Here is a 25,013-nt window from a genome sequence, read left to right on the forward strand (position 1 = left end):
AGCCCAGCCCGAGGCCACCGAACCACCCCCGAGATGGAGGAGGCACCTCCCACTATGGAGCACTCTGCGCCACGCCGTCTGCGGCTGGTCAAGATCCGCCCGTCGGGCGCCCAGGAGGACGTCGACAGGGTCGTCGGCCTGAGCCGTTCGCTTCTCCCAGCGGACGAGCCTTCCAAGCCCTACCCAAATCGCCGCGACCCGGCCACCGTCCGCGTGTACCTGGAGGTCAGCCCCGAATGAGCACGGCTACCCGGCACAAGCAGCTCTCCAAGGCAGGCGACTTCGAGGCGCTTTGGACCATCGAGCAGGTGTCCGCCTTCCTCGGGCTTCCGAAGAAGACGCTCTACCAGTGGCGGCACAAGGGCTATGGCCCGCGTTCCCACAGGGTGGGCAAGCACGTCCGCTACTTCCCCGAAGAGGTTCGCAGCTGGGTGGAGGCACAGGGCTGATGGCACACGTCAAGGACCTGTGGTGGAAGACGGTCAAGGGGCCGGACGGCGAACCAACTCAGGTGAAGACCGCCCGCTTCGGCAAGGGGAAGCGATGGCTGGCTGTATGGCACGACCAGTACGGGAGCGAGAAGAGCAAGGCCTTCAAGACGAAGGACCCGGCCAGCAAGCACGCCAACGCCATGGAGACGGACGTGGCGCGGGGCGAGTACATCGACCCGAAGGCCGGAGACAAGCTCTTCGGGGACTTCGCGAAGAGCTGGTTCAACACGGTCACCGTGGACCCGGCGAGCGAGATCCGATACGAGAGCGTCTACCGGTTGCACGTGGGGCCACGCTTCGACAAGCGGAAGGTCAAGGCGATCCGGCCCTCCGAGATTCAGGCATGCCTCAAAGAGCTCGAGGAAGCCTTCAGTGCCTCACTGGCTGCTACGGCGCTGCTGGTGATCCGCGGGGTCTTGGAGCTCGCGGAAGCCGATGAGGCGATCAAGAAGAACCCGGTCAAGTCGAAGATCGTCCGGCAGCCGAAGTGGCAAGGCCGTGACGTCAAGGTGTGGAGCGATGCTCAGATCTCGGACATCATCGGCGCCCACCCGGCGCCGCTCCTGCCGCTGCCGGTGATCGCCGCGGGCTGCGGCATGCGGCAGGCAGAGATCTTCGGCCTCGCCCTCGAGGATCTGGACTTCCGGGAATCGGTCATCCGGGTGAATCGCCAGATCAAGAAGCTGGGGGAGAACTACGTCTTCGCGCTGCCCAAGAACGACAAGACCCGGACGGTGCCGATGCCGGCCAATGTCGCGATAGTCCTCAGGCAGCACATTGAGGAGTCCCCGCCGCGTGACTACACGCTGCCGTGGGAGAAGACCGACGGTGAGTCGCACACGGTGCGGCTGCTCTTCCGGTGGCCCACAGACGACCAGCATGTTCGCGCGCGTAACTACAGCGAGACCGTCTGGAAGCCGGCCATCACTGCTGCGGGCATCATTCCGCCGCCCGCGGCCGACAGCCGTGGACGGAAGCGGTACGAGACGACCAGGAGGGAGGGCATGCATCAGCTGCGTCACTGGTATGCCTCGGTTCAGCTCGACGCGATGGTCTCCGTCGTCGCGTTGGCGTCGTACCTTGGGCACGATCCGAAGGTGACTCTCTCCATCTACGGCCACATGCTCCCGAGCGCGGACGAGCGCTCCCGCAGCGCGATCGACAACCGCTTCGAAGGGTCGGGGCTCGTTCCTGACGGAACATAGACGGAACACGCCTCGTGGCACTCATCAGAGCGAGCGCCAAGCAAGCCCTGGTCGCCCTAGGAGCCCCACCCGGGGTTCCCGGTGCGACCAGGGCTTTTTCGTGTCTCAGTGCCTACTTGAGGAGCTGGCGGGCCATCACCATGCGCTGGATCTGGTTGGTGCCCTCGTAGATTTGAGTGATCTTCGCATCGCGCATCATGCGCTCGACCGGGAAGTCCTTCACGTAGCCGGCGCCTCCCAGGAGCTGGACGGCGTCGGTGGTGATCTCCATGGCCGCGTCGGAGGCGTAGCACTTGGCCGCCGCCCCGAAGAAGGACAGGTCGGCGTCGCCCCGCTCGGACTTGGCCGCCGCCGTGTAGACCATCTGGCGGGCCGTCTCCAGCTTCATCGCCATGTCGGCCAGCATGAACTGCACGCCCTGGAAGTCGGCCACCGCCTTGCCGAACTGCTTGCGCTCCTTGACGTACTCCACGGCCGCGTCCAGCGCCCCCTGGGCGATGCCCACCGCCTGGGCGCCGATGGTCACCCGGGTGTGGTCCAGGGTGCGCAGCGCGATCTTCAGGCCCTCGCCGACCCCGCCCACCCGGCGGTCGTCCCCGATGCGCACGTCGTCGAAGAACAGCTCGCGCGTGGGCGAGCCCTTGATGCCGAGCTTGCGCTCCGGCTCGCCCAGGGTGAACCCGGGGTCGTCGGCGTGCAGCACGAACGCGGTCACGTTGCCGCCGCGCTTGCCGTCCGGGTCGGTCACCGCCATGACCGTGTAGTACGAGCTCACCCCGGCGTTGGTGATCCACGACTTCTGGCCGTTGACCACCCAGCCGTCGCCGTCGCGGACCGCCTGGGTGCGCATGCTCGCGGTGTCCGACCCCGCCTCGCGCTCGGACAGGCCGTAGGAGAACATCGCCTCGCCGCGCGCCACCGGCGGCAGGTAGCGCTGCTTGACCTCCTCCGAGGCGCCCAGGACCAGCGGCATCGTGCCGAGCTTGTTCACCGCCGGGATCAGCGAGGACGAGCCGCAGGCCCGCGCCACCTCCTCGATCACGATGCAGGTGGCCAGCGCGTCGGCGCCGACGCCCTCGTAGTCCTCGCCGATGTGCGGGGCGTGGAAGTCGGTCGCCCGCAGCGCGTCGTAGGCCTCCTGCGGGAACGCGCTCTTCTCGTCGACCGCCGCCGCGTGCGGGGCGATCTTGTCCTCGGCCACCGCGCGCACGGCGGCGCGCAGCTCCTCGTGCTCCTCGGTGGTGGTGAACAGATCGAAGCTCATCGGCCCTCCTGGCGGCGCGCGCGGCATGTCTGGCACTGAGTGCCCGATACTGGCATCACGTGACAGCGTACGTTATCGGGGACGGGTCAAGGAGGGGCATGACCGGTAGAGCGGACGAGAGGCACGCGGTGGTCGCGGCCGCGGTGCGGCTCTTCGAGCGCCGCGGCTACGACGCCACCACCATGGGGGACGTCGCCGAGGAGGCGGGGCTGAGCCGCCGCAGCCTCTTCCGGCGCTTCGGCACCAAGGAGGACATCCTCTTCGCCGAGCATGAGGACCTGTACGAGACGGTGCGGCGCTTCCTGGACGCCGCCCCCGGCGACGACCCGGTCGCGACGGTCACCGCCGCCGCCCGCATGGTCTTCCAGGGCTACGCGGGCGAGCCGGACACCTCCGTGCGCCGGTTCCGCCTCGTGCGGGCGGTGCCCCGCCTGCGGGACCGGGAGATCGCGATGACCGCGCGCTACCAGTCGGCGTTCCGCCGCTACCTGGCGGGCGGGGAGCGCGACACCGAGCGCGCGCTGGCGGCCGAGGCGGTGGCGGCCTCGGTCATCGCCGCGCACAACCACGTGCTGCGGTCGTGGCTGCGCGAACCGGACCGGCCGGTGCCCTGGGACCGGTTCGACCGCGCCATGGCGTTCGTCACCGAGGGCCTGGGCGACGTGCTGCGCGGCACGTCCGGCGGAGGCGGTTCCGGCGGTGGTGCGGGCGGCGGGGTCGTGGTCGCGGTCTACCCGCCCGGGACCGACCCGGAGGAGGTCGCCCGCCGGGTCCGCAGGGCGCTTGAGCCGGGGAACCCTACCCCTGCGGTAGATTCGCGTGGGCCCACCTGACCAGCGGAGGAGAGGCGGACGCGGTGACGGCGACAGAGGTTCTGGCCGAGGCGGGGCGTCGGAGGACCTTCGCGGTGATCTCGCACCCGGACGCCGGCAAGTCGACCCTGACCGAGGCCCTGGCGCTGCACGCGGCGGCCATCACGTCGGCCGGGGCGGTGCACGGCAAGGGCGACCGGCGCGGGGTCACCTCGGACTGGATGGACATGGAGCAGGCCCGGGGGATCTCGATCACCTCGGCCGCGCTGCGCATCGACTATTCGGGCCGGGTGCTGAACCTGCTGGACACCCCCGGCCACGCCGACTTCTCCGAGGACACCTACCGGGTGCTCTCCGCGGTGGACGCGGCGATCATGCTGCTGGACTCGGCCAAGGGCCTGGAGGCCCAGACCCTCAAGCTGTTCGACGTGTGCCGGGCGCGCAAGGTCCCGGTGATCACGTTCGTGAACAAGTGGGACCGGCCCGGGCGCGAGCCCCTGGAGCTGCTGGACGAGATCGAGCAGCGGATCGGGCTGCGCCCCACCCCGGTGAACTGGCCGGTGGGCATCGCCGGGGACTTCCGCGGCGTGGTGGAGCTGGGCACGGGCGGTGAGGGCCGGGAGTACGTCAAGTACCACCGCACGCCCGGCGGCGCGACCAAGGCCGAGGAGGAGCGCATGGACGCCGAGGCCGCGGCCAAGACCGAGGGCGGGGCCTGGGACCAGGCGCTTGAGGAGATCGAGCTGCTGGGCGAGATCGGCGCGCAGTACGACGAGGAGTCCTTCCTGGCGGGGGAGTCCTCGCCGGTGCTGTTCGGGGCGGCGCTGCCCAACTTCGGCGTCGGCGAGCTGCTGGGCACGCTGGTCGACCTGGCCCCGTCCCCTGGGCCCAAGGCCGACGAGAAGGGCGGGGAGCGGCCGGTGGAGGCGCCGTTCTCCGGCCAGGTGTTCAAGATGCAGGCCGGGATGGACAAGGCGCACCGGGACCGGATGGCGTTCGTGCGGGTCTCCTCGGGCCGGTTCGAGCGCGGCATGGTGCTCACCCACGCGGCCACCGGGCGCCCCTTCGCCACCAAGTACACCCAGCAGGTGTTCGGCTCCGAGCGCACCACCGTGGAGACCGCCTACCCGGGTGATGTGATCGCGCTGGTCAACGCCGCCGCGCTGAGCGTGGGCGACACGCTGTACGAGGGGCCCAAGGTGGTGTTCCCGCCGATTCCCAGCTTCGCGCCCGAGCACTTCGCGGTGGCCAGGGCCAAGGACGCCGGGCGGTACAAGCAGTTCCAGCGCGGCATCGCCCAGCTGGACGCCGAGGGCGTGGTGCAGGTGCTGTCCTCGGACGTGCGCGGTGAGCAGGCGCCGGTGCTGGCGGCGGTGGGGCCGCTGCAGTTCGAGGTGGTGCAGCACCGCATGGCCGAGGAGTTCAAGGCCCCGATCGAGCTGGCCAACCTGGACTACACGCTGGCGCGGCGCACCACGGCCGAGGACGGTGAGAGGCTGCACGCCCTGTCGGGCTGCGAGGTGCTGCGTCGGCGCTCGGACGGCGAGCTGCTGGTGCTGGTGCACAACAAGTGGCGGCTGCGGGTGATCGAGCGCGAGCACCCGGGCCTGGTGATGGAGCCGCTGCTGGCGGGAGGCGTCGACACCGGCGAATGACGCCGGTGTGAACGGAGACGAATGGCGTACGGAATCATCACGATTCCGAACGGCCATCGTCGAATAGGCCGGTCGTGGGAAGTTTCACAGGGGCGGCCGGGTCGGGTGCGGCGCCGTTCGGGGAACATCCCTGTTCCCGGGCGGTGACGGGGTCGAGGCTCTGCGCTCGTGAAAAAGCGCGTTTTTTGACGCTCGGGCGAAGTTGCGGACCTCTTCTCGTGTGTCCCAGGTCACCTGTTCGTTAATGCGTGAGAATTGTATGATTTTACTTCACTGGAGTTTAATAAAACCGAACAAAGTCAGTACCCCACACGCGTGGGCCGGCACCCCGGCACACGCCCCCGCACCCCGCCTGGAAGGCTTGAAAGGTTGGCTCGGGCATGAGTGAAGACGGCAAAGGGCGCACGGTGGAGCTGCGGTACGACGGCGGGGACCAGACCTTCCCGCTGCTGACCGGCACCGAGGGCGAACAGGCCATCGATGTCAAGGCGCTGCTCTCGGGCACCGGGATGACCACGCTCGACCCCGGTTTCGGCAACACCGCCTCCTGCCGCTCGGAGATCACCTACATCGACGGCGCCGCGGGCATCCTCCGCTACCGCGGCTACCCCATCCAGGACCTGGCCAAGCACAGCTCGTTCCTGGAGGTCGCCTACCTGGTGATCCGCGGCGCGCTGCCCTCCGCCGGGGAGCTGAAGGACTTCGCCGACCTGCTGCGGACGAACGCCCAGATCCCCGATGAGATGCGCACACTGCTCGACGCGCTGCCGCGCAACGGGCACCCCATGACCCTGCTCGCGGCGGCGGTCAACACGCTGGCGGCCTACTACGACGACAGCGCCGACCCCACCGACGACGAGCAGGTCGAGACCGCCACGATCCGGCTGTTGGCCAAGCTGCCGACGATCGCGGCGCACATCCACCGGCGTACCTCCGGCTCCGAGCCCATCGCCCCGGACCCGGCGCGCGACTACGTCGAGAACTTCCTGGCCATGCTCTTCGGCGAGGGCACCGGGGACGCCGAGCTGGACGCCCTGTACACCAAGGCGCTCGACCTCCTCCTTCTCCTGCACGCCGACCACGAGCTCAACTGCTCCACCGCCACCGTGCGCGTGGTGGGCTCCTCCGACGCCGACATCTACGGCTCGGTCTCGGCCGGCGTCAACGCCCTGTTCGGCCCGCTGCACGGCGGCGCCAACCAGGCCGTCCTGGAGATGCTGGAGGAGATCCGGGGCATGGGCGGCGACGTCGACGCCTTCCTGGAGAAGGTCAAGGCCAAGGAGACCCGGCTCATGGGCTTCGGGCACCGGGTCTACAAGAACTTCGACCCGCGCAGCCGGGAGATCAAGGGCCTGGCCGCCGACATCCTGGCCCGCCAGGAGCGCCCCGACGAGCTCTTCCAGCTCGCCCTGGAGCTGGAGCAGAAGGCGCTGGCCGACCCCTACTTCACCGAGCGCAAGCTCTACCCCAACGTCGACTTCTACAGCGGCGTCATCTACCGGGCGATGGGCTTCCCGACCAACATGTTCACCGTCCTGTTCGCCATCGGCCGGCTCCCCGGCTGGATCGCGCACTGGCGGGAGCAGCGCAAGGACCCGGCCACGCGCATCGCGCGGCCGCGGCAGCTCTACGTCGGCCCCGCGGAGCGCCCCTACCCGGCGCAGGGGTGAGGCGTCCGCTCCCCGCGGCGGGCCCGGGACCGCCGGGCCCGCCTCTTTCGTCCCCAGTGTGGTCACTTTGCGTGAAAATTGCCCTGCGTTCGGTGATGTCCCCCGGTGCGGCGGGGAATGCCGAGGGCATGCTCGACTACATGACCCGGCACTGGTGGGTGCTGACCGTGCGCGGCGCGCTGGCCGTCCTGTTCGGCGTGCTCGCGGTGTTCTGGCCCGGCATCACCGCGGTGGCGCTGGCCATCCTGTTCGGCGCCTACGCGCTGGTGGACGGGGTCGTCGCCGGGGTGCTCGCCTTCCGCACCACCGGGAGCGACCGCACCCCGCTGGTGGTGGAGGCCGTCCTGGGGGTGCTGCTCGGCGTGGTGGCGCTGGTCTGGCCGCTGGCCACGGTCATCGTGCTCACCGTCCTGATCGGCGCCTGGGCGGTGTTCACCGGCATCGTCGAGATCGCCACCGCCGTGCGCCTGCGCAAGGAGGTCTCCGGCGAGTGGCTGTACATCCTCGGCGGCGCGCTCTCGGTCTGCTTCGGCCTGCTCATCTGGTTCTGGCCGCTGCAGGGCGCCGTCGCCATCGCCCTGATCATCGGCGTCTACGCGATCCTGTTCGGCATCGTGTTCATCGTGCTGTCGCTGCGGCTGCGCTCGCAGACGCCGGCGTGAGGACGCGTCCTCCCGGAGTCGTACGCCGGGTGTCGACCCCGGGGGCATGACCGGACCGCCTCCGAGCGGGCAGGATGCACCCATGAGGATCCACCTGCCCCGGCTCGAGGGGTGGCGGCTGGACGCCGCGCTCGCCCTGTTCACCGGGGCCGTGCTGCTCGCCTCCGAGCCGCTGTTCGCCGCCGAGCGCGGCGTCGCCGTCTCGGCGCCCGCTCTGGTGCTGCTGGCGGTCGGCGCGGCGTCCCTGGCCGCCGTCAGCCGCCTGCCCTACCTCGCCGCCACCGTCGCCCCGGCCGCCATGGTGCTGTACTACATGGTCAGCGCCTCCGACGGCTGGATGGCCTGGATGCTGCTGCTGGTCACCGTCGTCCGGCTGGCGGCGGTGGGCAACCGCGCCGGGGTGGCCACCGCGGTCCTGGTGGCCCTGGGCGCGGTCCTCATCGGAGAGGGCCTGTCGTTCGACCTGTGGCGGGCGCTCGCCGTCATCGCCTGGCTGATCGTGATCTTCGCCGTGGGCGAGAGCGTCCGCAACCGCAACGCCTACCTGCGCGAGGTCGAGGAGCGCGCCGCCGAGGCCGAGCGCGGCCGCGAGGAGGAGGCGCGGCGCCGGGCCACCGAGGAGCGCCTGCGCATCGCCCGCGAGCTGCACGACGTCGTCGCGCACAACATCTCGCTGATCAACGTGCAGGCCGGGGCCGCCGCGCACCGCCGCGACCCCGAGGAGGCCTTCCGCGCGCTGGAGGCCATCCGCGGCGCCAGCAAGGAGACCCTGCGCGAGCTGCGGGCGACGCTGGGCGCCCTCCGGCAGGTCGACGAGGAGCACACCGGGCCCGGCGGGGCCCCGGCCGCCCCCGCGCCCACCCTCGACCGCCTCCCCGAGCTGGTCGGGCACACCCGCGCCTCCGGCCTCGACGTCGAGCTGGACACCGCCGGGCTCGCGGCCCGCGGCACCGCGGACGTGCCCGCCCCCACCGCCCTGGCCGTCTACAGGATCGTCCAGGAGGCGCTCACCAACACCCTGCGGCACTCCGGGGCGCAGAAGGTGCGCGTGCGCGTGTCCGACGACGGCGACGCCCTCGAGGTGGAGGTCGACGACGACGGCAGCGGCGGCGGGGAGGACCCGCACGAGGGCAACGGCCTGCGCGGCATGCGCGAGCGCGCCGCCGCGCTCGGCGGGTCCTTCACGGCCGGCCCCCGCCCCGGCGGCGGATTCGCGGTCAGGGCGCGCGTCCCGCACGGCCCGGCCGCACCATAATGGGACCGACGACGACGAGGGGGCGCCCATGATCCGGGTCGCGATCGCCGACGACCAGACCCTGGTGCGCGCCGGGTTCCGGTCCATGCTCGAGGGCGAGGACGACATCGAGGTGGTGGCCGAGGCCGGGGACGGCGCCGAGGCCCACGCCGTGGCGGTGCGCGAGCGGCCCGACGTCGTCCTCATGGACATCCGCATGCCCGGCACCGACGGCCTGGAGGCCACCCGCCGGATCGCCGCCGATGAGCGGCTGGGCGGCACCAGGGTCGTCATCCTCACCACCTTCGACCTCGACGAGTACGTCTACGGCGCGCTCAAGGCGGGCGCGTCGGGGTTCCTGGTCAAGGACACCGAGCCGATGGAGCTCATCCACGGCGTGCGGGTGGCCGCCCGCGGCGACGCCCTGCTCGCCCCCTCGGTGACCCGGCGGCTCATCTCCGAGTTCGCCGGGCGCATCAAGGAGCCCCCGCCCGAGCCCCGGCTCAACGGGCTCACCGAGCGCGAGCGCGAGGTGCTGGCCGCCGTCGCCGCCGGGCTGACCAACGAGGAGCTGGCCGCGCGCCTGGTGGTCAGCCCCGCCACCGCCAAGACCCACGTGAGCCGGGTGCTGGCCAAGCTCGGCGCGCGCGACCGCGCCCAGCTCGTGGTGATCGCCTACGAGGCGGGCGTGGTGCGCCCCGGCTGGCTCGCCTGAACCCTTCCTGGCCGGACACGGCCGAAGGTCCCGATCTCCCTTGTCCCGCCGCGCACGGCTGCCCGAGACTCGGAAACGGGGGACGCGGCGCACCCTAGGGGGTGGGGCATACGGTGGCGGACACCCGCGGTCTGGACGCCGTCCTCCGCGTGCGCGAACGCGTCTCGGCAGCGCTCATCGAACTCGACCAGAGCGTCGCCCACCGCATCCTCCAAGGCGCCCGCCTGACCGGGACCACCCGCGCGCGCTGGGAGCGCGCCCGCGAGGACCTCGCCGACGTGTGGCGGGTCTTCGACGCCTACCGCAGGACCCTCGACCGCGCCGAGGCCGCACGCGGCGACGCCGCCGCCCTCGCCCCCCTGCTCAACGGCCCCTCCGTGGAGGTCGAACCCGTCCGCACCGGGACCGGCGCGGGCGGCCTCCTGGGGCCCGCCCCCGAGCGGATCACCGTCGACGCGGCGGTGCGCCGCATGTCCGACGGCTTCGACCGCGCCGCCGCCACCGTCAAGGAGGCCGACGCCGCCTGGTCCCGCCTGCTGCCCGAACTGCGCGCCCTGGAGGCCGCCCGCGGCGCGGCGGCCGAGGCCGCCGAGCGCCTGGGCGCCCGCGGGGCCTGGAACCGCCTCGACGCCGAGGCCACCGCCGCCGCCGACGCGGTGCGCACCGACCCGCTCGGCGCCGACCCCGGCCGCCTCGCCCGGCTGCGCGCCGAGGCCGAACGGCTGCTGGCGGCCCTGCGCGAGGCCGAACCGCTCAGCCGCGGCGCCGAAGCCGCCCGCGCCGGCCTGGAGGCGGAGGTGGTGCGCGCCGAGGAGGCGGCCGCCGACGCGCGGCGGGCCTGCGACGACGCCAGGGCCAAGGTCGGCGGCCCGCCCCTGGGCACCGTCCCCGATCCCGGCGCCCTGCGGGAGCTGCTGCGCCGCTTCGACGAGCGGTGCGCCCGGGGCGCCTGGACCGGGGCCGCCGAGGCCGCCGCCGACCTGCGCGCCCGCGCCGCCGAGTCCCGGCGGCGCGCGCACGCCGCCGCGCGCGGCGCCGAGGACCTCCTGGAGCGCCGCGCCGAGCTGCGCGGCCGCCTGGAGGCCTACCGGATGAAGGCGGCCCGGCTCGGCGGCGGCGAGGACCCGCGCCTGGCCCGGCTGCGGCGCGCCGCCCGCGAGGAGCTGTGGACCGCGCCCTGCGACCTGCGCACCGCGACCGCGGCCCTGGACCGCTACCGCGCGGCCCTGGCCGAACACGAGAGGAGCGGCGGAACGGGACCATGAACCAGTGCACCGACCCCGCGTGCGGCGGAGCCGTCGAGGACGGGTTCTGCTCGGTGTGCGGCCTCGCGCCCGCGCCGACGCCCGAGCCCGCCCGGTCGCCGACGCCCTCGCCCACCCCCTCGCCCTCGCACCCCTCCCCGCGCGGCGTCTCGGCCCCCTCCGGCCGGGTGAGCCGCCGCTCCGGATCCAGCCGCCGCGGCATGCTCGGCCTGGGCATGGTCCAGGTGCCGCCGGTGCCCTACCGCGACCCCGCCACCGCCGTCATGGCCGACCCCGCCGTCGCGGAGAAGAACCGGTTCTGCGGCGGCTGCGGGGAGAAGGTGGGGCGCTCCCGCAACGGCCGCCCCGGCCGCACCGAGGGCTACTGCCCCTCCTGCGGCACCGAGTACTCCTTCGTCCCCAAGCTCCGCAAGGGCGACCTGGTGGCCGGGCAGTACGAGGTGCTGGGCTGCCTGGCCCACGGCGGGCTGGGGTGGATCTACCTGGCCCGCGACCACAACGTCAGCGACCGCTGGGTGGTGCTCAAGGGCCTGCTCAACAGCGGCGACGCCGAGGCGCACAAGACCGCCGCCGCCGAGCGCTCCTTCCTCGCCGAGGTCGAGCACCCCAACATCGTCAAGATCTACAACTTCGTGCAGCACCCCGACCCGGGCACGGGCGTCCCCGCCGGGCACATCGTCATGGAGTACGTCGGCGGCAAGTCCCTGCGCGACCTGATCGCCGAGCGGCGGCGGCGCGACGGCGAGGCCTCCGGCCTGCCCGTGTCCCAGGTCATCGCCTACGCCCTGGAGGTGCTGCGGGCGCTGGGCTACCTGCACGGCAAGGGCCTGCTCTACTGCGACTTCAAACCCGACAACGTCATCCAGAGCGAGGAGCAGATCAAGCTCATCGACCTGGGCGGGGTGCGCCGCGCCGAGGACGCCCTCACCCCCGTCTACACCACCCCCGGCTACCGGGTGCCCGAGCGGGAGCTGCGCGAGCTGGGCCCCACCGTCAGCTCCGACCTGTACACGGTGGGCCGGACCATGGCGGTGCTCAGCTGCCGGTTCAGCTTCGGCAAGCGGCACCCGCACACCCTGCCCGACCCCGCCGAGGCGCCGGTCCTGGCCGAGTACGAGTCCTACCGCCGGTTCCTGGAGCGGGCCACCCACATCGAGCCCGACGCGCGCTTCCACGACGCCGCCGACATGTCCGAGCAGCTCACCGGCGTGCTGCGGGAGGTGCTGTCCAAGGACGAGGGCGGGCCCCACCCCGGCCCCTCCGCGCTCTTCGGCCCCGAGCGGTTCCTCGCCCGCGCCGCGGGCGCCGCCGCCTCCGCCGACCCCGACCTGCTGCTGCGCCGCCCCGAGCCGGCCGAGACCGTCGCCGTCCTGCCCACGCCCCTGGTCGACCCCGCCGACCCGGCGGCCGGCCTGCTCGGCGGCCTGTCCGCGGTCCGCCCCGAGGAGCTCGCCGCGACCCTGCGGGCGGCGCCGTCCCCCAGCCCGGAGACCCGCCTGATGCTCGCCCGCGCCCTCATCCTCGCCGGGCGCGGCGAGGAGGCCGGGACCGTTCTGGAGGAGTTCGAGTCCCAGATGCCGGGGGACTGGCGCACCTACTGGTACCTCGCCCTCAGGGCGCTGGGCGCCGGGGACGTCGACGGCGCCCGGGAGCGCTTCGACGAGCTCTACTCCCACCTGCCCGGCGAGGCCGCCCCCAAGCTCGGCCTGGCCGCCGCCCTGGAGGCCGCCGGCCGCCCCGGGGAGGCCGAGGAGCGCCTGGAGGCCGTGTGGAGGACCGACCGCACCTACGTCAGCGCCGCCTTCGCGCTGGCCCGCATCCGCCTGGGGCGCGGTGAGCGCGGCGCCGCGGTGGACGTCCTCGACAGCGTCCCCGAGCTGTCCAGCCTGCACGTCGCCGCGCAGACCGCGGCCGTCGGCGCCCAGATCGGCGGCCGCCCCGCCGACCTGTCCGCCGCAGAGCTGGTCGCGGCCGGGGCGCGGCTGGAACGGGCCGCCGGGCAGGGGGCGGCCACCCACCGGCTGCGCGCCCGGGTGCTGGAGGCCGCCCTCGAACGGCTGCTGGACGGCGGCGCGCCCGAGCCCGGCACCGAGCTGCTGGGCGCCCCCATGGACGAGCAGGGGCTGCGCGGCAACCTCGAGCGCACCTACCGGGCGCTGGCCCGCACCGCGCTCGACCCGGACCGGCGGCGCGCCTTCGTCGACCGGGCCAACGCGCGCCGGGTGAGGACGTGGACATGACGGGGGGTGGGCGGTGCTGACGACCTGTCCGGCCTGCGCCGATCCGATCGGCGGGGGCGACGACTACTGCGAGAACTGCGGGCTGCGCCTGACACCGGTGCCCAGCGAGGACACCGGCGGCGGGCGCGACCGGGTCGAGGCCGATCTCGGCCCGCTCGCCGGGATCAGCGACATCGGCCTGCGCCACCACCGCAACGAGGACGCCATGGCGCTGCTGACCCCCGGCGCCCGCTCGCCCGCCCTGGTCGGCGTGGTGTGCGACGGGGTGTCCTCCGCACCGCGCTCCGACGACGCCGCCCTCGTCGCCGCGGAGACCGGCGCCGCCGAGACCGCCCGCGCGCTGCGCGAGGGCGCCCCCGCCAACGAGGCGGCGGCCACCGGGATGACGCGGGCCGCCGGCGCGGTGGCCGCGCTCGCCGACGCCGCCGGGGCCCCGGCCTGCACCTACGTGGCGGCGTGCATGCCCGAAGGCGGTGGGCCGGTCACCGTCGCCTGGATCGGCGACAGCCGCGCCTACTGGATCCCCGGCGCCGGGGCGCCCGGGCCGGCACGGCTGCTCACCCGGGACGACTCCTGGAGCGCGGCCATGGTCGAGGGCGGGGTGCTCAGCGAGGAGGAGGCCGAGAACTCCCTGTACGCGCACGCCATCACCGCCTGGCTGGGCGCCGACTCGGGCGAGGTGGAGGGGCACGTGGCCACCGTCGCCCTCCAGGGCCCCGGGGCCGTCGTGCTGTGCACCGACGGGCTGTGGAACTACGCCTCCGCCGCCGAGGACCTCGCCGCGCTCCTGCCGGGCGCCGAGCGGGACCCGGCCGCGGCGGCGCGGACGGCGGTGGAGGCGGCACTGGAGGCGGGCGGGCGCGACAACGTGACGGTGGTGGTGATGGCCGTATGAGCACAGGATTCCGGGTCGACGTGGACCAGAACCCCTACCTGCCGCTGGGCGGGACGGAGGTCCACGCCGTGATCACGATCGCCTCGAAGGCCGGTGCCGCGTCCGTGGCCCCCGCCTCCGCCCCCGCCGCGGCGGAGGTCGTCATCGTCGACACCTCGGGGTCCATGTACGGGGAGAAGATCGTCGCGGCCAAGCGCGCGGCCCGCGCCGCCGTGGACACCCTCCGGGACGGGGTGTACTTCGGCATCGTGAGCGGGACCGGGATCGCGCGCATGGTCTACCCGCCCGGCAAGGCGCTCGTGCCCGCCGACGACCGCACGCGCGCCGAGGCGCGCGCCGCCATCGGGGGCCTGGACGCCGACGGCGGCACCCGCATGGGCACCTGGCTCGCCCTGGCCTCGGAGCTGTTCGACCCCTTCGAGGAGGGCGCCCTCAGGCACGCCATCCTCCTCACCGACGGGCAGAACAACGAGACCCCCGAGCACTTCGAGGCCGTGCTCCAGCGGTGCGCCGGCAGGTTCGTGTGCGACTGCCGCGGGGTGGGCACCGACTGGCAGGTCGAGGAGATGCGGCGGCTGTCCTCGGCCCTCCTGGGCGACGTCGGCATCATCCGCAGCCCCGACAGGATGGCCGAGGACTTCCGCCGCATGACCGCGCGCGCCATGGGCAAGTCCACGGCCGACGTGGCGCTGCGGCTGTGGACGCCCAAGGCGGCCGAGGTGCGCTTCCTCAAGCAGGTCGCCCCCTCGGTGGAGGACCTGACCGCGCGCGGCACCGAGAGCGGGCCGCAGAGCCGCGACTACCCCCTCGGCTCGTGGGGACAGGAGAGTCGTGAGTACCACCTGTGCGTGCGCGTCCCCGCCGGCGAGCCCGGGCGGCAGATGCGCGCGGGCTGGGTCAAACTCGTCGCCCCCGCCGCGGACACGGAGGTGCTGGCCGCCGGCAACGTCCTCGCCGAATGGACCGAGGACGAGGCGCGCGCCACCGAGATCAACGCGCGGGTGGCCCACTACACCGGCCAGGCCGAGCTGTCCCGCGCCATCCAGGACGGGCTGCGGGCGCGCCGCGACGGCGACACCGAGACCGCCACCGCGCGCCTGGGCCGGGCGGTGGCCCTCGCCCACGAGGGCGGCAACGAGGTCACCGCCGAGCTGCTGCGCCGGGTCGTCGACGTCGTCGACCCGGCGACCGGCACCGTCCACCTCCGACCGGCCGTGGACAAGGCCGACGAGATGACCCTGGACACCTACTCGACCAGGACCGTCCGGACCCGCGGGCGCGGGGGCGGCGCCGCCCCCGGCACCGGCGGCGACTGACCGAGGAAGGACCGCCCCATGGCCAGATGCCCCGCCGGGCACGACTCGGCGGCGCAGGACTACTGCGACGTGTGCGGCGTCCGCATGGACGCGCGCGGACCCGGGCGGGTCCCCCAGCCCTGCCCGAACTGCGCCACGCCGCGCACCGGCCGCTTCTGCGAGGAGTGCGGCCACGACTTCGCCCTCGGCGACACCACCCAGCCCGGGAGCCTGCGCACGTCCGTACCCCCGCGCGGGCGCCGCACCGGCCCCGCGTCCGCGCCCTCGGCGCCCACCTCCATGCCGGGGCTGTGGCGGGCCGTCGTCACCGCAGACCCGGCCGTCTACCAGGCCATGGCCGACCGGGGGATGCTCGACCCCGAGGAGCTCGCCTTCCCCTTCCCCGCGCGCACCCAGGTGCGGCGGGTGCCGCTCAACAAGCCCGAGGTGCACATCGGGCGGCGGAGCCAGCGCCGGGGCATCCTGCCCGAGATCGACCTGGGCGGGCCGCCGGAGGACGTGGCGGTCTCGCACCGGCACGCCGTCCTGCTGGCCCGTCCCGGGGGCGCCTGGGTCATCGTCGACCTCGGGGCCACCAACGGCACGACCATCAACGGCACCGACGACCCCATCACCCCGCACCACGAGTACGAGGTCCGGGACGGGGACCGGGTCTACGTGGGCGCGTGGACCGTCATCACGCTCCAGAAAGGGTGATCGGGAATGCGCCTGCCCGGCCTCCGGCGGCTCCGGCCCGCCACCACCCCGGGGCGGCTGCGCCGGTCGGCGGCCGCCTCCCTGGCCGCCGTCGGGCTGCTGTTCGCCGCGGCGGCGGTCGGCACGGCGCACGCCCGCGAGGGCTTCGCCGTCATCGGGCACGGCGCCGGGGCCAAGGTCGCGGCCTCCGGCGACCTGTACTACGCGCTCAGCGACATGGACGCCCAGACCGCCAACATGCTGCTGGTCTGGCAGCGCAGCGAGGAGGACGCCGACCGCGCCCAGCGGGCCTACGACGCGCGGCGCGACGACGCCGGGCGCGCCGTCGTCCAGGCCGCCCAGCTCGCCGAGGGCGACCGCGCCGAGGAGCGCAACGTCCGCGAGGTCGTCCGCGGCCTGGTGGCCTACCAGCGCCTCGTCACCGAGGCCCGGGTGCTGGCCGAGCAGGACGACGACCCCGACCCGCCCGAGGAGGCCGTGGAGCTCTACCGCGAGGCCACCGACCTCATGCGGCTGGAGCTGCTCCCCAAGGCCTACAACCTCACCCTGGACAGCGGGGCCACCGTGCGCGCCACCTACGAGGACAAGCGCGCGTCGGTGCTGCTGTGGGCCGGGCTCACCGGCGGCGCCGGCCTGCTCGCCGTCGCCGCACTGCTGTGGACCCACCACGAGGCGGCCGCGCGCTTCAGACGCATCCTCAACCCCGCCGTCGCCGCCGCGGTGGTCGGCGCGCTGGTGCTCACCGCCGCCGCCGCGGGGATGCTGGTCCTCCAGGCCGAGCGCATGCGCCAGGCCAAGGAGGAGGGCCTGGACCCGCTGCTCGCCCTGTCGCGGGTGAGGGCCGTGTGCACCGGCATGAACGGCGACCAGAGCCGCTTCCTGCTGGACCGCGAGGGCGCCGACACCTACGAGCAGGTGTACCTGCAGAACGCGCGCTCCCTGCTGTACGTGGAGGGCGACGACCTGGGGGACTACTACGACGGCGTGGACCGGGCGGTCGGCGAGTACCCCAAGGGCGACGGCATGCTCGGCATCCTCGGCCGGGAGGCCGGCGAACTCGCCGAACAGGGGCGCTCCGGCGAGGTCGACGAGGTGCTGCGGGCCTACCGCGCGTTCACCCGGGCCGACTGGGAGCTGCGCCGCACCGCCGCCGAAGAGGGGCCGGGCGACGCCGTCGAGGTGCGCGTGGGCGAGGTGCAGAGCGCCTATGAGGAGTTCGACGCGGCCGTCGTGGAGCTCAAGGACACCCACGGGCGCAACTACGAAGAGGCCGTCCGGGCCGGGGACCGCGGGCTCACCGGATGGGACCGGGGCCTTCCCGCGGCGGCCCTGGCCCTGGCGGTGCTGGTCGTCGTCGGGATCTACCCCCGCCTGGCGGAGTACCGATGAGGAGGCACCGATGAAGAGGACGGCCGCGCTGCTGCTCGCCCTCGCGACCGCGCCCGCCGCCGCCGGGTGCTCGGCGGCCCTGGGCGCTCCGGAGTCGGTCACCGGCGCCGACACCCTGGTGATCGGGGTCAAACCGGACCAGCCCGGCCTGGGGCTGCGCACCGGCGAGGGCCGGTTCGAGGGCTTCGACGTGGACGTGGCGCTGTACGTCGCCGAGCACCTGGGCGTGGCCGAGGAGGACGTGGAGTTCAAGGCCGTCACCTCGGCCCAGCGCGAGGACGTGCTCGAGTCCGGGGACGTGGACCTGGTGTTCGCCACCTACTCCATCACCGAGGAGCGCAAGAGCGTTGTCGGGTTCGGTGGGCCCTACTACGTCGCCCACCAGGACATCCTGGTGCGCGCGGACGAGGAGGACGTGGAGGGCGTGCGCGACCTCGAAGGGCGCACCCTGTGCCAGGGCGAGGGGTCGAACTCGGCCGACCGGGTCATCGAGGAGAAGGGGATCGACGCGCGGCTGCACGAGGAGCCCGCCTACGGCGACTGCATCGCCCCGCTGCTGGACGGGGAGGTGGACGCCGTCACCACCGACGACCTCATCCTCGCCGGGTACCTGGCCCAGGAGCCCGAGGGGCTGCGCCTGGTGAACGCCCCCTTCACCGACGAGCAGTACGGGGTGGGCATCGCCCTGGAGGACGTCGCCGGGTGCGAGGAGGTCAACCGGGCGCTCACCCTGATGTACCAGGACGGCACCGCCGAGGAGCTGCTCGACCGCTGGTTCGGCGAGACCGGACTGGACCTGGTCACGAGCGTCCCCCAGTTCGTGGGGTGCGGCTGACCCGGCGCGAGCGCAGCGCCCACACCCCCGCCCCGGCGGACAGCAGCGCGGCGCAGTAGGCCAGCTGCCAGGGGCCGAAGGAGAACACCGCCACCCCGCCCAGCACCGCCGTGACCGCGATCCCGAACACCCGGTGCCCGCCCCGGAACAGGCGGGCGTAGGCCGCGGCGCACACCAGGTACATCAGGAAGAAGTTCTGCCCGGCGATGGTGAGCAGCTCGGCCAGAGACAGCAGGCCCGTCCCGTTCGCGGCCAGCACGGCCAGGAACCCGGCCAGCGCGGCGGCCACCGCGCGGCGCGGCTGGGCCGAGCCGCCCAGGTGCGCGAGCGGGCGCGGCAGCAGCCCCTCCCGGGCGCTCGACATGACCAGGCGGGAGGCGCCCCACACCGCGCCGATCAGGTTGGCCGCGATGATCACCACGCCCAGCACCGCCACCACCCCGGCCGCGCCGGGCGAGACCGCCTCGGCGACCAGGGCGCCCACCGGCGCCGCCAGCGCGTCGGCGTCGTCCCGCGCCAGCAGGGTCTGCACGCCCAGCGCGAGCAGCAGGTACATCACGACGACGATGACGAAGCTGATCACCACCACGCGCGGGAAGTCGCGCTCGGGGTCGGCGTACTCCTCGGTGGTGAAGGAGAGCATCTCCCAGCCGGTGAAGGCGAAGAAGACGGCGCCGATCACCAGGACCCCGGTGACCACCGCCCCCGGCTCCAGCGGCGGCAGGTGCCGCACCGGCTCCCCGGAGCCGACCGCCAGCACCCCGATGACCAGCAGCATCACCGTCAGCACCAGGGCCAGGACCACCTGCACCCGGGTGGACAGGCTCACCCCGGCGGCCACCACCCCGGCCGCGCCGGCCAGCAGCGCCGCCGCCGCGGCCGTCGCCGGGACCGCCTGCAGGCCGGGCAGCGCCGTCAGGTAGTTCGCCCCGGTCAGCGCGATCGCCGGGATGCCCAGCCCGAAGGTGCCCAGCGCCAGCACCTCCATCCCGGCCGCCGCGTGCCGCCCGAACGCGGCCTGGGCGAACCCGGCCACCCCGCCGGCGCCCGGGTGGGCGGCGCCGAGCCGGGCGAAGACGATGAGCAGCGGGACGGCGGCGGCCGAGGCCGCGATCCAGGTGTACAGCGCCGCCTCGCCCACCCGGCCGTAGACGATGCCGGGCAGCACCAGGGCGCCGCTGCCGACCACGACGGTGATGGCCAGCGCCACCGCACCGGGCAGGCGGAGGTGGCCGCGGAGCCGGCCGGCCTCGGCCGGCGGGTCCTGGGTGCTGCTCACGTGGGTCCTTTCCGTGGGGCGTCCGTGGAAGGAGAAGAGGCGGGTCCGCGCGGGCGGCGCACAGCGGGCACGGGGGCCGCCCGCCGTGCGCCGGGCCGGGGTGTTCCGCGCGGACCCGCCGGTCCGTGAGGGCCGGGTCGTGAAGGCCCGGCTGTGTGGGCCCGGCTATTCGAACTCGGGAACCGGCCGGGGGTGGTCGGAGCTGTCGAGGAAGGTGGTCACGGCGGTCCGGCCGCCCTCGGGGCTGATGATGTACACGGCGCCGTCGGCCCCGGCCACCGAGCCGTGCACGGTCTCGGCGGGCAGCGCGATGTGCGTGCCGGACCGGCAGGCCCGCTGGTGGTAGCCCTCGCCGTCGATCCAGAACAGGAGAACCTTTCCGGAGACGACGAACAGTTCCTCTTTCAAACTGTGGAAATGCCAGGAGTGGACTTTTCCGGGGCCGTCGTTCTGGAGTTCGATGCTGCCTTGCATGGGAAGGAGGTCGGAAATCTCGCCGGGGATGGTCGGGGGAACGCGGTCGGAGAAACGGACGCTCATCCTTCACCTGCTCTCTGGGCGCCGGGCGCCCGGGGTGCACGGACGGAGAAGGGGCAACGCGGGGGCACGGCGGCCCCCTCCTCCTCTTCGAGGAAGTACTGGGTCCACTCGCGGTTGCCCGCGGTTCCGTAGTCGCCGAGCACGGGGGCGGGAGGGACCTCGTCGTAGGCGTCCAGCCGGCCGCGGATGATGCGGCGCGCGTTCCGGCCCCGGGGGCTGGTGCCCTCCAGTCCCTCGAACACGAACCGGGGCTGGAAGGTGATGCAGAAGTAGGGGAAGCCGCGGCTGCGGCGGCGCTCGTGGGCGGGGGTGTTGACGACCACGAACATGGGCGTCCCGGCGAAGCAGAACTCCCAGGTCGGGGACTCGGGGTCGTGGGGGATCCCGTCCGGCCAGGGGTGCGTGTCGAGCGCGTGCACCCGTTGGAGCAGGTCCCAGAACCGGTCCCGGTAGGCCTTCACCGCGTCGGGGCCCGCCCCGGGGTGGGGGCCCAGAGCACCGCGGTAGACGACCACCAGGGAGGTGCGGCGGCCGATCTCCGGGGCCTCGGCGGTGTATTCGCCCAGGGCGCGGGCGGTGCCGCGGGCCGCGGCGTCCAGTCCGTCGTCGGCGCCGTCCGGGTCGTCGGCGGTGTCGTCCACGAAGGCGAAGCGCAGCGTCCCGCGCCGGAGGGCGTCCACTCCGAAGACGCACGGGAAGGGGGAGCGCTCGTCGAGCAGCCGTTCGGTGAACAGCTCCTCGGCGCGGCGTTTCCAGTCGCCGGGCGCTCTCGGTGGGACGGGGGCCGACATGGAGCCACTCATGATGGGAATGTCGCTCCTCGAGCCAGGGTCAGGGGCGGGACGAACGGGGTGGTGTTCGGGCGGGGGCCGAATCGATGCTCCGCTTTTGCGGGCGCGCCGGGAAAGTGGAAAAACGGCGGGCATGCTTCAATTCATGCCATGCGTGTCGTATCCGTACTGATCTATAACGGTATGAGTGTCTTCGACTACGCAGTGTCGGCAGAGGTGTGGGGGATCGACCGCACCGGAGCCGGGGTCCCCCGGTTCGAGCTGCGGCGCTGCGGGGTCGCGGGCGCGACGGCCGCGGCCCACCCCGGGGCGGGCGTGCGCGCCACCCACGGCATGGACGCGGTGGCCGGGTCCGACCTGGTGGTGGTGCCGGGTGGGCCGGACCCGCTGCTCGACTACCCGCCCGAGCTGCTGGCGGCCCTGCGCAGGGCGGACCGGGAGGGGACCCCGGTCGCGGCGCTGTGCGGGGCGGCGTTCGCACTGGGGCGGGCGGGGCTGCTGCACGGGCGGCGGGCCACCACCCACTGGATGTGGATCGAGGAGCTGCGCAAGACCTTCCCGGACGCGGTGGTCGAGGAGGAGGCGCTGTTCGTCAACGACGGCAGCCTGTGGACCTCGGCGGGGACCGCGGCCGGGATCGACCTGTGCCTGCACCTGGTGCGCGGCGCGCACGGGGCGGACGCGGCGGCGGAGATCGGGCGCCGGATGGTGACCCCGCCGCACCGGTCGGGGGCGCAGCGGCAGTACATCGAGGCGCCGGTGTCGGGGAGCGACCCCTTCGCCGAGACGCTGGCCTGGGCCAGGGAGAACCTGCACGTGCCGCTGACGGTGCGGCAGCTGGCGGCGCGCGCGGGCATGTCGGAGCGGACGCTGGCCCGCCGGTTCGTCCAGGCGACGGGGGCGACCCCGCTGCGGTGGCTGCACGACCAGCGGGTGCAGGTGGCCCAGCGGCTGCTGGAGGGCACCGACCACCCGGTGGAGGCGATCGCGCACAAGGCGGGGTTCGGGTCGTCGGCGGCGATGCGCCGGTCGTTCGGCAGGACGCTGGGGGTGACCCCGACGGAGTACCGGGCGGCGTTCCGGGAGCGCGGGGTGGAGTGCTGAGCCGGCGCGCCGGCGTGCGGTACTGATGCGGTGGGACCGGTGCGCTGGGGCGGTGCGTCCGTGTCCTTCCTCCCGGCGGGCGGGATCTCGTGTTCCAATCGGCCCATGCGCAGCCGACAGACCAGGGTCCTCGCTCTCGCCGCCAGGGCCGGGACCACCGCCGCCGCCACGGTCACCGCCTTGGCCGTCGCCGTCACAATCGCCCCACCCGCAACAGCGGAGCCGGGCGCCGAGCGAACTTTCGGCGAACCATGGGCGGACCTGGTCGTGGTGGCGCCGGACCGGCTGCCCGGCGGGGCGAAGGGGTTCATGGTCGGGCACCCGGACATCGAGGAGATCGTGGTGGCCGAGGTGCGCGACGTGTCCGCAGGGCGGGAGCGGGTCCGCGTCCTGGCCGCCGACCCGGACGAGCTGGCCGGGTTCCAGCGCGTGTTCGGGGAGGAGCGCGCCCAGGGGGCGTGGGGCGACCTGGGGGAGGGGGCCCTCGTCCCGGCGCCGGGGTCGGAGGAGGCGTTCCCGGGCGAGAACGCGCGCGTGGGCCGCTTCGGCACCTTCGACGTGGCCGAGCCCGCCAGGCCGCCCTTCCCCGACCTGGACGCCGTCGTCCCCGCAGAGGCGGCGGACGAGTCCGACGCGGGCCGGACGAACGCGGCCCTGGTATCCGCGCGGTGGGCGGACCTGGAGACGTTGCGGGCGGAGATCCTGGACCACCTCCCGCCCGGTTCCACGGTGGAACAGGTAGCCGCCGAAAGCTAACCCTCGAGGGGCTGCCGCGCGATCCCTCTGAGGAACGCGGCCCACTCACGTGAGGGGAAGGCGAGCGAGCCGAGGTCGCGGTGCTTGGTGTCCCGAACAGCGGTGAGAGGGCCTTCGGCGACCTCGACGCAGTCGCCGCCTTGGCCGTCGCTGTAGGTGGACTTGTGCCATCTGGTCATTGCTCGAATTCCTTCTGCTGTTCCCGGAGGAGCGCCAAGGACTCACCGACCGACAGTGCCTCGGCCTGCATGGCGCCGAAGAGCGTGGCGATCTTGTTTACCTTCACCGGGTCATCGACGACCTCATCACCGATGGCCTTCTCCTGGCAGAGCACCGCCTTGGACTCGTGAAGGGTCATGATCCTGAACGGCGCGCAGATGCCCGGGTGGAGGCCGGTCTCACGGAGGACCTGGAAACGGATCGTACCGTCATCGACGAGAGACGCGATATGTCGGGCCTGTTCCGCCATGGTCTTAGGGGTGCCGACCACGCGTTTGATGACGATCTCGTCGACCACGAACCACAACAGCGGCTTCCTCGGTGTGATCTCCGGAAGGCGCCCGATTCGGCCTTTGACGAGCTGTGCGACGTGCTCGTCGGTCGCCTGGGGCTCGCGCAACCTGATCAGAGTCCGTGCATAGTCGGGGGTCTGAAGGAGTCCGGGAACGAGTATGGACTGGTATTGGCGGATCTCGCGGCTGCTCCGCTCCAGCATCAAGGCGTCCAGGAACCAGTCGGGCACCTGGCGTTGCTTGTGCAGGTTGCGCCAGAGACGCACCAGCGTCCCGTCTGTGGAAAGCGCGTTGTCCAATTTCTCCGCGTGATGCACCTTTGGTGTTCTTGTGCCTAGCTCGAAGGAGCTGATCGCGGACTTGGAGAGCAGGGCCCTTCTGCCGAGGTCGGTCTGCGTCATCCCTGCTCGTGAGCGTAGAAGCGCCAGCTCGGCACCCCATCGCGCCCAGAGGGGGTCTGGCTTCTGCGGCATGTCTTGAGAATGACACAAGCGCGACACGGATTCCACAGGCTTTCCAAGTTTTCCCCGGCCATGTGTCATCGCTGGCCATGTTGGCCGGAGCCCTAGATGGTGGAGTCAGTTGTTTTCATCACCCGCCACCGTTGGAAGGCGGGTTTCATAGGTGAGGTGGCTCCGTGTCTCAGGGAATGCACCACCGAGACTCTCAGCGCTTTTCCGGGCTGCTCAATCTCCTTTCCATTCTGCTTCTGCTCTGCTGCCCCGTCCTTATGGTGCTCCCGGCGCCTACGGACCACGTACCCCGGCATGCACGTCCGGCCTCGCCCGCACCACCACCAGAGGACGCGTCGCTCGCGCCCGCTAAGGCGGCGGTGCGACGTGCCTCTAGGAAGGCGCACGTGCCTCCGGACTACGACGCCTTCCTGCGCGTGCACCAGACGCATTGCAACCACTGGCGGCTGACGTACACCGAAGGGGCTTCCACGCCGTACCGCGCGACCAACAGGGTGGAGCCCGATATCGAACTGGCGGCCAGCACCCTCGAAGCGCTCGACCACGCGCTGGCCATGTTCGAGCCCCCGGCCTACGACCGGCCGTACATCGACCTGATCCACATGAGATGAAGCGCGAGGGCGCCTGCCTCGACGTGTTCGGCCGTATTCAGCCGGGCGGATCTGCAGGTCCCCCGCTTCAGGGCCTGGGCCGGGCGGCGGGTGGTCGGAGTGTCAGGTAGGAGGGCGGCGACGAGGACAGGTCAGCGGCCCTTGCGGCAGCGTCGTCGGCCGTCCGGCGCGTGCATGGTCACCGTGAAGGGCAGCGACGGAGCAAGCGGGGCGGTTCCCCGGCCCCGCCTGCCGGGCGGCAGGCCCCTGGCGGTCCGGGAGGGCGGCGCGGCTAGGAGGGCGGGTGGTCGTCCGCGTTCGTGGCGGCCGCCGGGCCGGTGCCCCCTCGGCGATGATCTCGACAGAGGTGCTGTCATTCCGGCGGATTCGGCAGCACTTTCGTCGAGATCATCGCTGAGGGGGTGGTTCTGGCGGCGCGTACCAGGCATACCGGAGGGCAGGGGTGGTGCCCCGGCGCTGCCGGGTCGCGCCCGGCGCCCGTGCGGGGACACCGGCCACCGGGCGCGCCTGGGCGCAGGGGCCCGTTGTCCGCCGGGGCGGGCTGCCCTTTCGGGCTCTTGGGGTTGTGTCTTTGGGGGGCCTATGCGGCCTTGCCTAGGGAGG

General features: G+C 73.1%; 25 protein-coding genes. 19 read left to right on the top strand and 6 right to left on the bottom strand.

Going from position 1 to position 25,013, the window contains the following annotated elements; genetic code table 11:
- The first annotated feature begins 54 nt into the window (after nucleotides 1–54).
- The 3 genes from O4J56_RS06950 to O4J56_RS06960 are packed head-to-tail and all read left to right on the top strand — an operon-like array spanning nucleotide 55 to nucleotide 1,696.
- Nucleotides 55–240 carry a hypothetical protein gene (locus O4J56_RS06950; RefSeq protein ID WP_270684465.1) on the top strand — a complete coding sequence of 62 codons (186 nt, stop codon included), beginning with the start codon at nucleotides 55–57 and terminating at the stop codon, nucleotides 238–240.
- Nucleotides 237–449, top strand: a complete 213-nt coding sequence (locus O4J56_RS06955) for a helix-turn-helix transcriptional regulator (RefSeq protein WP_270684466.1) — start codon at nucleotides 237–239, stop codon at nucleotides 447–449. The genes O4J56_RS06950 and O4J56_RS06955 overlap by 4 nt, the downstream gene beginning before the upstream one ends.
- The gene (locus O4J56_RS06960) at nucleotides 449–1,696 is read left to right on the top strand and encodes a tyrosine-type recombinase/integrase (protein ID WP_270684467.1); all 1,248 of its coding nucleotides are present in this window, start codon (nucleotides 449–451) and stop codon (nucleotides 1,694–1,696) included. Before O4J56_RS06955 ends, O4J56_RS06960 begins: the two co-directional genes overlap by 1 nt.
- A gap of 112 nt (nucleotides 1,697–1,808) precedes the next feature.
- On the opposite strand, the gene O4J56_RS06965 is transcribed toward O4J56_RS06960, so the two are convergent.
- Entirely contained in the window at nucleotides 1,809–2,960 is a 1,152-nt protein-coding gene (locus O4J56_RS06965; RefSeq protein ID WP_270684468.1) for an acyl-CoA dehydrogenase family protein, read from the bottom strand.
- 98 nt (nucleotides 2,961–3,058) lie between these two features.
- Between O4J56_RS06965 and O4J56_RS06970 the strand changes: the two genes are divergently transcribed.
- From O4J56_RS06970 to O4J56_RS07030, 13 genes are all read left to right on the top strand, one after another.
- Nucleotides 3,059–3,793, top strand: coding sequence for a TetR/AcrR family transcriptional regulator (locus O4J56_RS06970; protein WP_270684469.1), 735 nt, complete (start codon nucleotides 3,059–3,061; stop codon nucleotides 3,791–3,793).
- Nucleotides 3,794–3,816: 23 nt separating this feature from the next.
- The gene (locus O4J56_RS06975) at nucleotides 3,817–5,427 is read left to right on the top strand and encodes a peptide chain release factor 3 (protein ID WP_270684470.1); all 1,611 of its coding nucleotides are present in this window, start codon (nucleotides 3,817–3,819) and stop codon (nucleotides 5,425–5,427) included.
- 380 nt (nucleotides 5,428–5,807) lie between these two features.
- The gene (locus O4J56_RS06980) at nucleotides 5,808–7,097 is read left to right on the top strand and encodes a citrate synthase (protein ID WP_270684471.1); all 1,290 of its coding nucleotides are present in this window, start codon (nucleotides 5,808–5,810) and stop codon (nucleotides 7,095–7,097) included.
- A 128-nt stretch (nucleotides 7,098–7,225) separates the two neighbouring features.
- The gene (locus O4J56_RS06985) at nucleotides 7,226–7,759 is read left to right on the top strand and encodes an HdeD family acid-resistance protein (RefSeq protein WP_270684472.1); all 534 of its coding nucleotides are present in this window, start codon (nucleotides 7,226–7,228) and stop codon (nucleotides 7,757–7,759) included.
- Between the two features lie 82 nt (nucleotides 7,760–7,841).
- Nucleotides 7,842–9,014: a sensor histidine kinase gene (locus O4J56_RS06990; RefSeq protein WP_270684473.1), complete on the top strand. Its 1,173-nt coding sequence runs from the start codon at nucleotides 7,842–7,844 to the stop codon at nucleotides 9,012–9,014.
- Between the two features lie 28 nt (nucleotides 9,015–9,042).
- Nucleotides 9,043–9,708 (top strand): response regulator, encoded by a 666-nt coding sequence (locus tag O4J56_RS06995; RefSeq protein WP_270684475.1) that lies wholly within the window; start codon nucleotides 9,043–9,045, stop codon nucleotides 9,706–9,708.
- 113 nt (nucleotides 9,709–9,821) lie between these two features.
- A complete protein-coding gene (locus tag O4J56_RS07000) occupies nucleotides 9,822–10,973 on the top strand; it encodes a hypothetical protein (RefSeq protein WP_270684476.1) in 1,152 nt (383 codons plus the stop codon).
- Nucleotides 10,970–13,213 carry a serine/threonine-protein kinase gene (locus O4J56_RS07005; RefSeq protein ID WP_270684478.1) on the top strand — a complete coding sequence of 748 codons (2,244 nt, stop codon included), beginning with the start codon at nucleotides 10,970–10,972 and terminating at the stop codon, nucleotides 13,211–13,213. Before O4J56_RS07000 ends, O4J56_RS07005 begins: the two co-directional genes overlap by 4 nt.
- 13 nt (nucleotides 13,214–13,226) lie before the next feature.
- Complete coding sequence (locus tag O4J56_RS07010) at nucleotides 13,227–14,108, top strand: PP2C family protein-serine/threonine phosphatase (RefSeq protein WP_270684479.1); 882 nt, start codon at nucleotides 13,227–13,229, stop codon at nucleotides 14,106–14,108.
- Nucleotides 14,105–15,424, top strand: a complete 1,320-nt coding sequence (locus tag O4J56_RS07015) for a vWA domain-containing protein (RefSeq protein ID WP_270684481.1) — start codon at nucleotides 14,105–14,107, stop codon at nucleotides 15,422–15,424. The genes O4J56_RS07010 and O4J56_RS07015 overlap by 4 nt, the downstream gene beginning before the upstream one ends.
- Nucleotides 15,425–15,442: 18 nt before the next feature.
- Nucleotides 15,443–16,120, top strand: coding sequence for an FHA domain-containing protein (locus O4J56_RS07020; protein ID WP_270684482.1), 678 nt, complete (start codon nucleotides 15,443–15,445; stop codon nucleotides 16,118–16,120).
- Between the two features lie 6 nt (nucleotides 16,121–16,126).
- The gene (locus tag O4J56_RS07025) at nucleotides 16,127–17,509 is read left to right on the top strand and encodes a hypothetical protein (protein WP_270684483.1); all 1,383 of its coding nucleotides are present in this window, start codon (nucleotides 16,127–16,129) and stop codon (nucleotides 17,507–17,509) included.
- Nucleotides 17,510–17,519: 10 nt separating this feature from the next.
- Entirely contained in the window at nucleotides 17,520–18,344 is an 825-nt protein-coding gene (locus O4J56_RS07030) for a glutamate ABC transporter substrate-binding protein (RefSeq protein ID WP_270684484.1), read from the top strand.
- On the opposite strand, the gene O4J56_RS07035 is transcribed toward O4J56_RS07030, so the two are convergent.
- From O4J56_RS07035 to O4J56_RS07045, 3 genes are all read right to left on the bottom strand, one after another.
- On the bottom strand, nucleotides 18,310–19,623 hold the full coding sequence (locus tag O4J56_RS07035) for an APC family permease (RefSeq protein WP_270684486.1): 1,314 nt from the start codon (nucleotides 19,621–19,623) through the stop codon (nucleotides 18,310–18,312). The genes O4J56_RS07030 and O4J56_RS07035 overlap by 35 nt on opposite strands.
- Before the next feature lie 165 nt (nucleotides 19,624–19,788).
- A complete protein-coding gene (locus O4J56_RS07040) occupies nucleotides 19,789–20,097 on the bottom strand; it encodes a cupin domain-containing protein (RefSeq protein WP_270684487.1) in 309 nt (102 codons plus the stop codon).
- Nucleotides 20,098–20,159: 62 nt separating this feature from the next.
- Entirely contained in the window at nucleotides 20,160–20,966 is an 807-nt protein-coding gene (locus O4J56_RS07045) for a YqcI/YcgG family protein (protein ID WP_270684489.1), read from the bottom strand.
- 171 nt (nucleotides 20,967–21,137) lie between these two features.
- Between O4J56_RS07045 and O4J56_RS07050 the strand changes: the two genes are divergently transcribed.
- Together O4J56_RS07050 and O4J56_RS07055 are read left to right on the top strand one after the other, a co-directional pair.
- Nucleotides 21,138–22,058, top strand: coding sequence for a GlxA family transcriptional regulator (locus O4J56_RS07050; protein ID WP_270684491.1), 921 nt, complete (start codon nucleotides 21,138–21,140; stop codon nucleotides 22,056–22,058).
- Between the two features lie 105 nt (nucleotides 22,059–22,163).
- A complete protein-coding gene (locus O4J56_RS07055; protein ID WP_270684492.1) occupies nucleotides 22,164–22,814 on the top strand; it encodes a hypothetical protein in 651 nt (216 codons plus the stop codon).
- Here O4J56_RS07055 and O4J56_RS07060 read toward each other — a convergent pair.
- Together O4J56_RS07060 and O4J56_RS07065 are read right to left on the bottom strand one after the other, a co-directional pair.
- Nucleotides 22,811–22,993 carry a DUF397 domain-containing protein gene (locus O4J56_RS07060; RefSeq protein WP_270684494.1) on the bottom strand — a complete coding sequence of 61 codons (183 nt, stop codon included), beginning with the start codon at nucleotides 22,991–22,993 and terminating at the stop codon, nucleotides 22,811–22,813. The genes O4J56_RS07055 and O4J56_RS07060 overlap by 4 nt on opposite strands.
- A complete protein-coding gene (locus O4J56_RS07065) occupies nucleotides 22,990–23,868 on the bottom strand; it encodes a helix-turn-helix domain-containing protein (RefSeq protein WP_333563786.1) in 879 nt (292 codons plus the stop codon). Before O4J56_RS07065 ends, O4J56_RS07060 begins: the two co-directional genes overlap by 4 nt.
- 290 nt (nucleotides 23,869–24,158) lie before the next feature.
- Between O4J56_RS07065 and O4J56_RS07070 the strand changes: the two genes are divergently transcribed.
- Nucleotides 24,159–24,410, top strand: coding sequence for a hypothetical protein (locus O4J56_RS07070; protein ID WP_270684497.1), 252 nt, complete (start codon nucleotides 24,159–24,161; stop codon nucleotides 24,408–24,410).
- Nucleotides 24,411–25,013: the final 603 nt, after the last annotated feature.

This window comes from Nocardiopsis endophytica (genome assembly GCF_027706725.1).
Classification (GTDB): Bacteria; Actinomycetota; Actinomycetes; order Streptosporangiales; family Streptosporangiaceae; genus Nocardiopsis_A; species Nocardiopsis_A endophytica.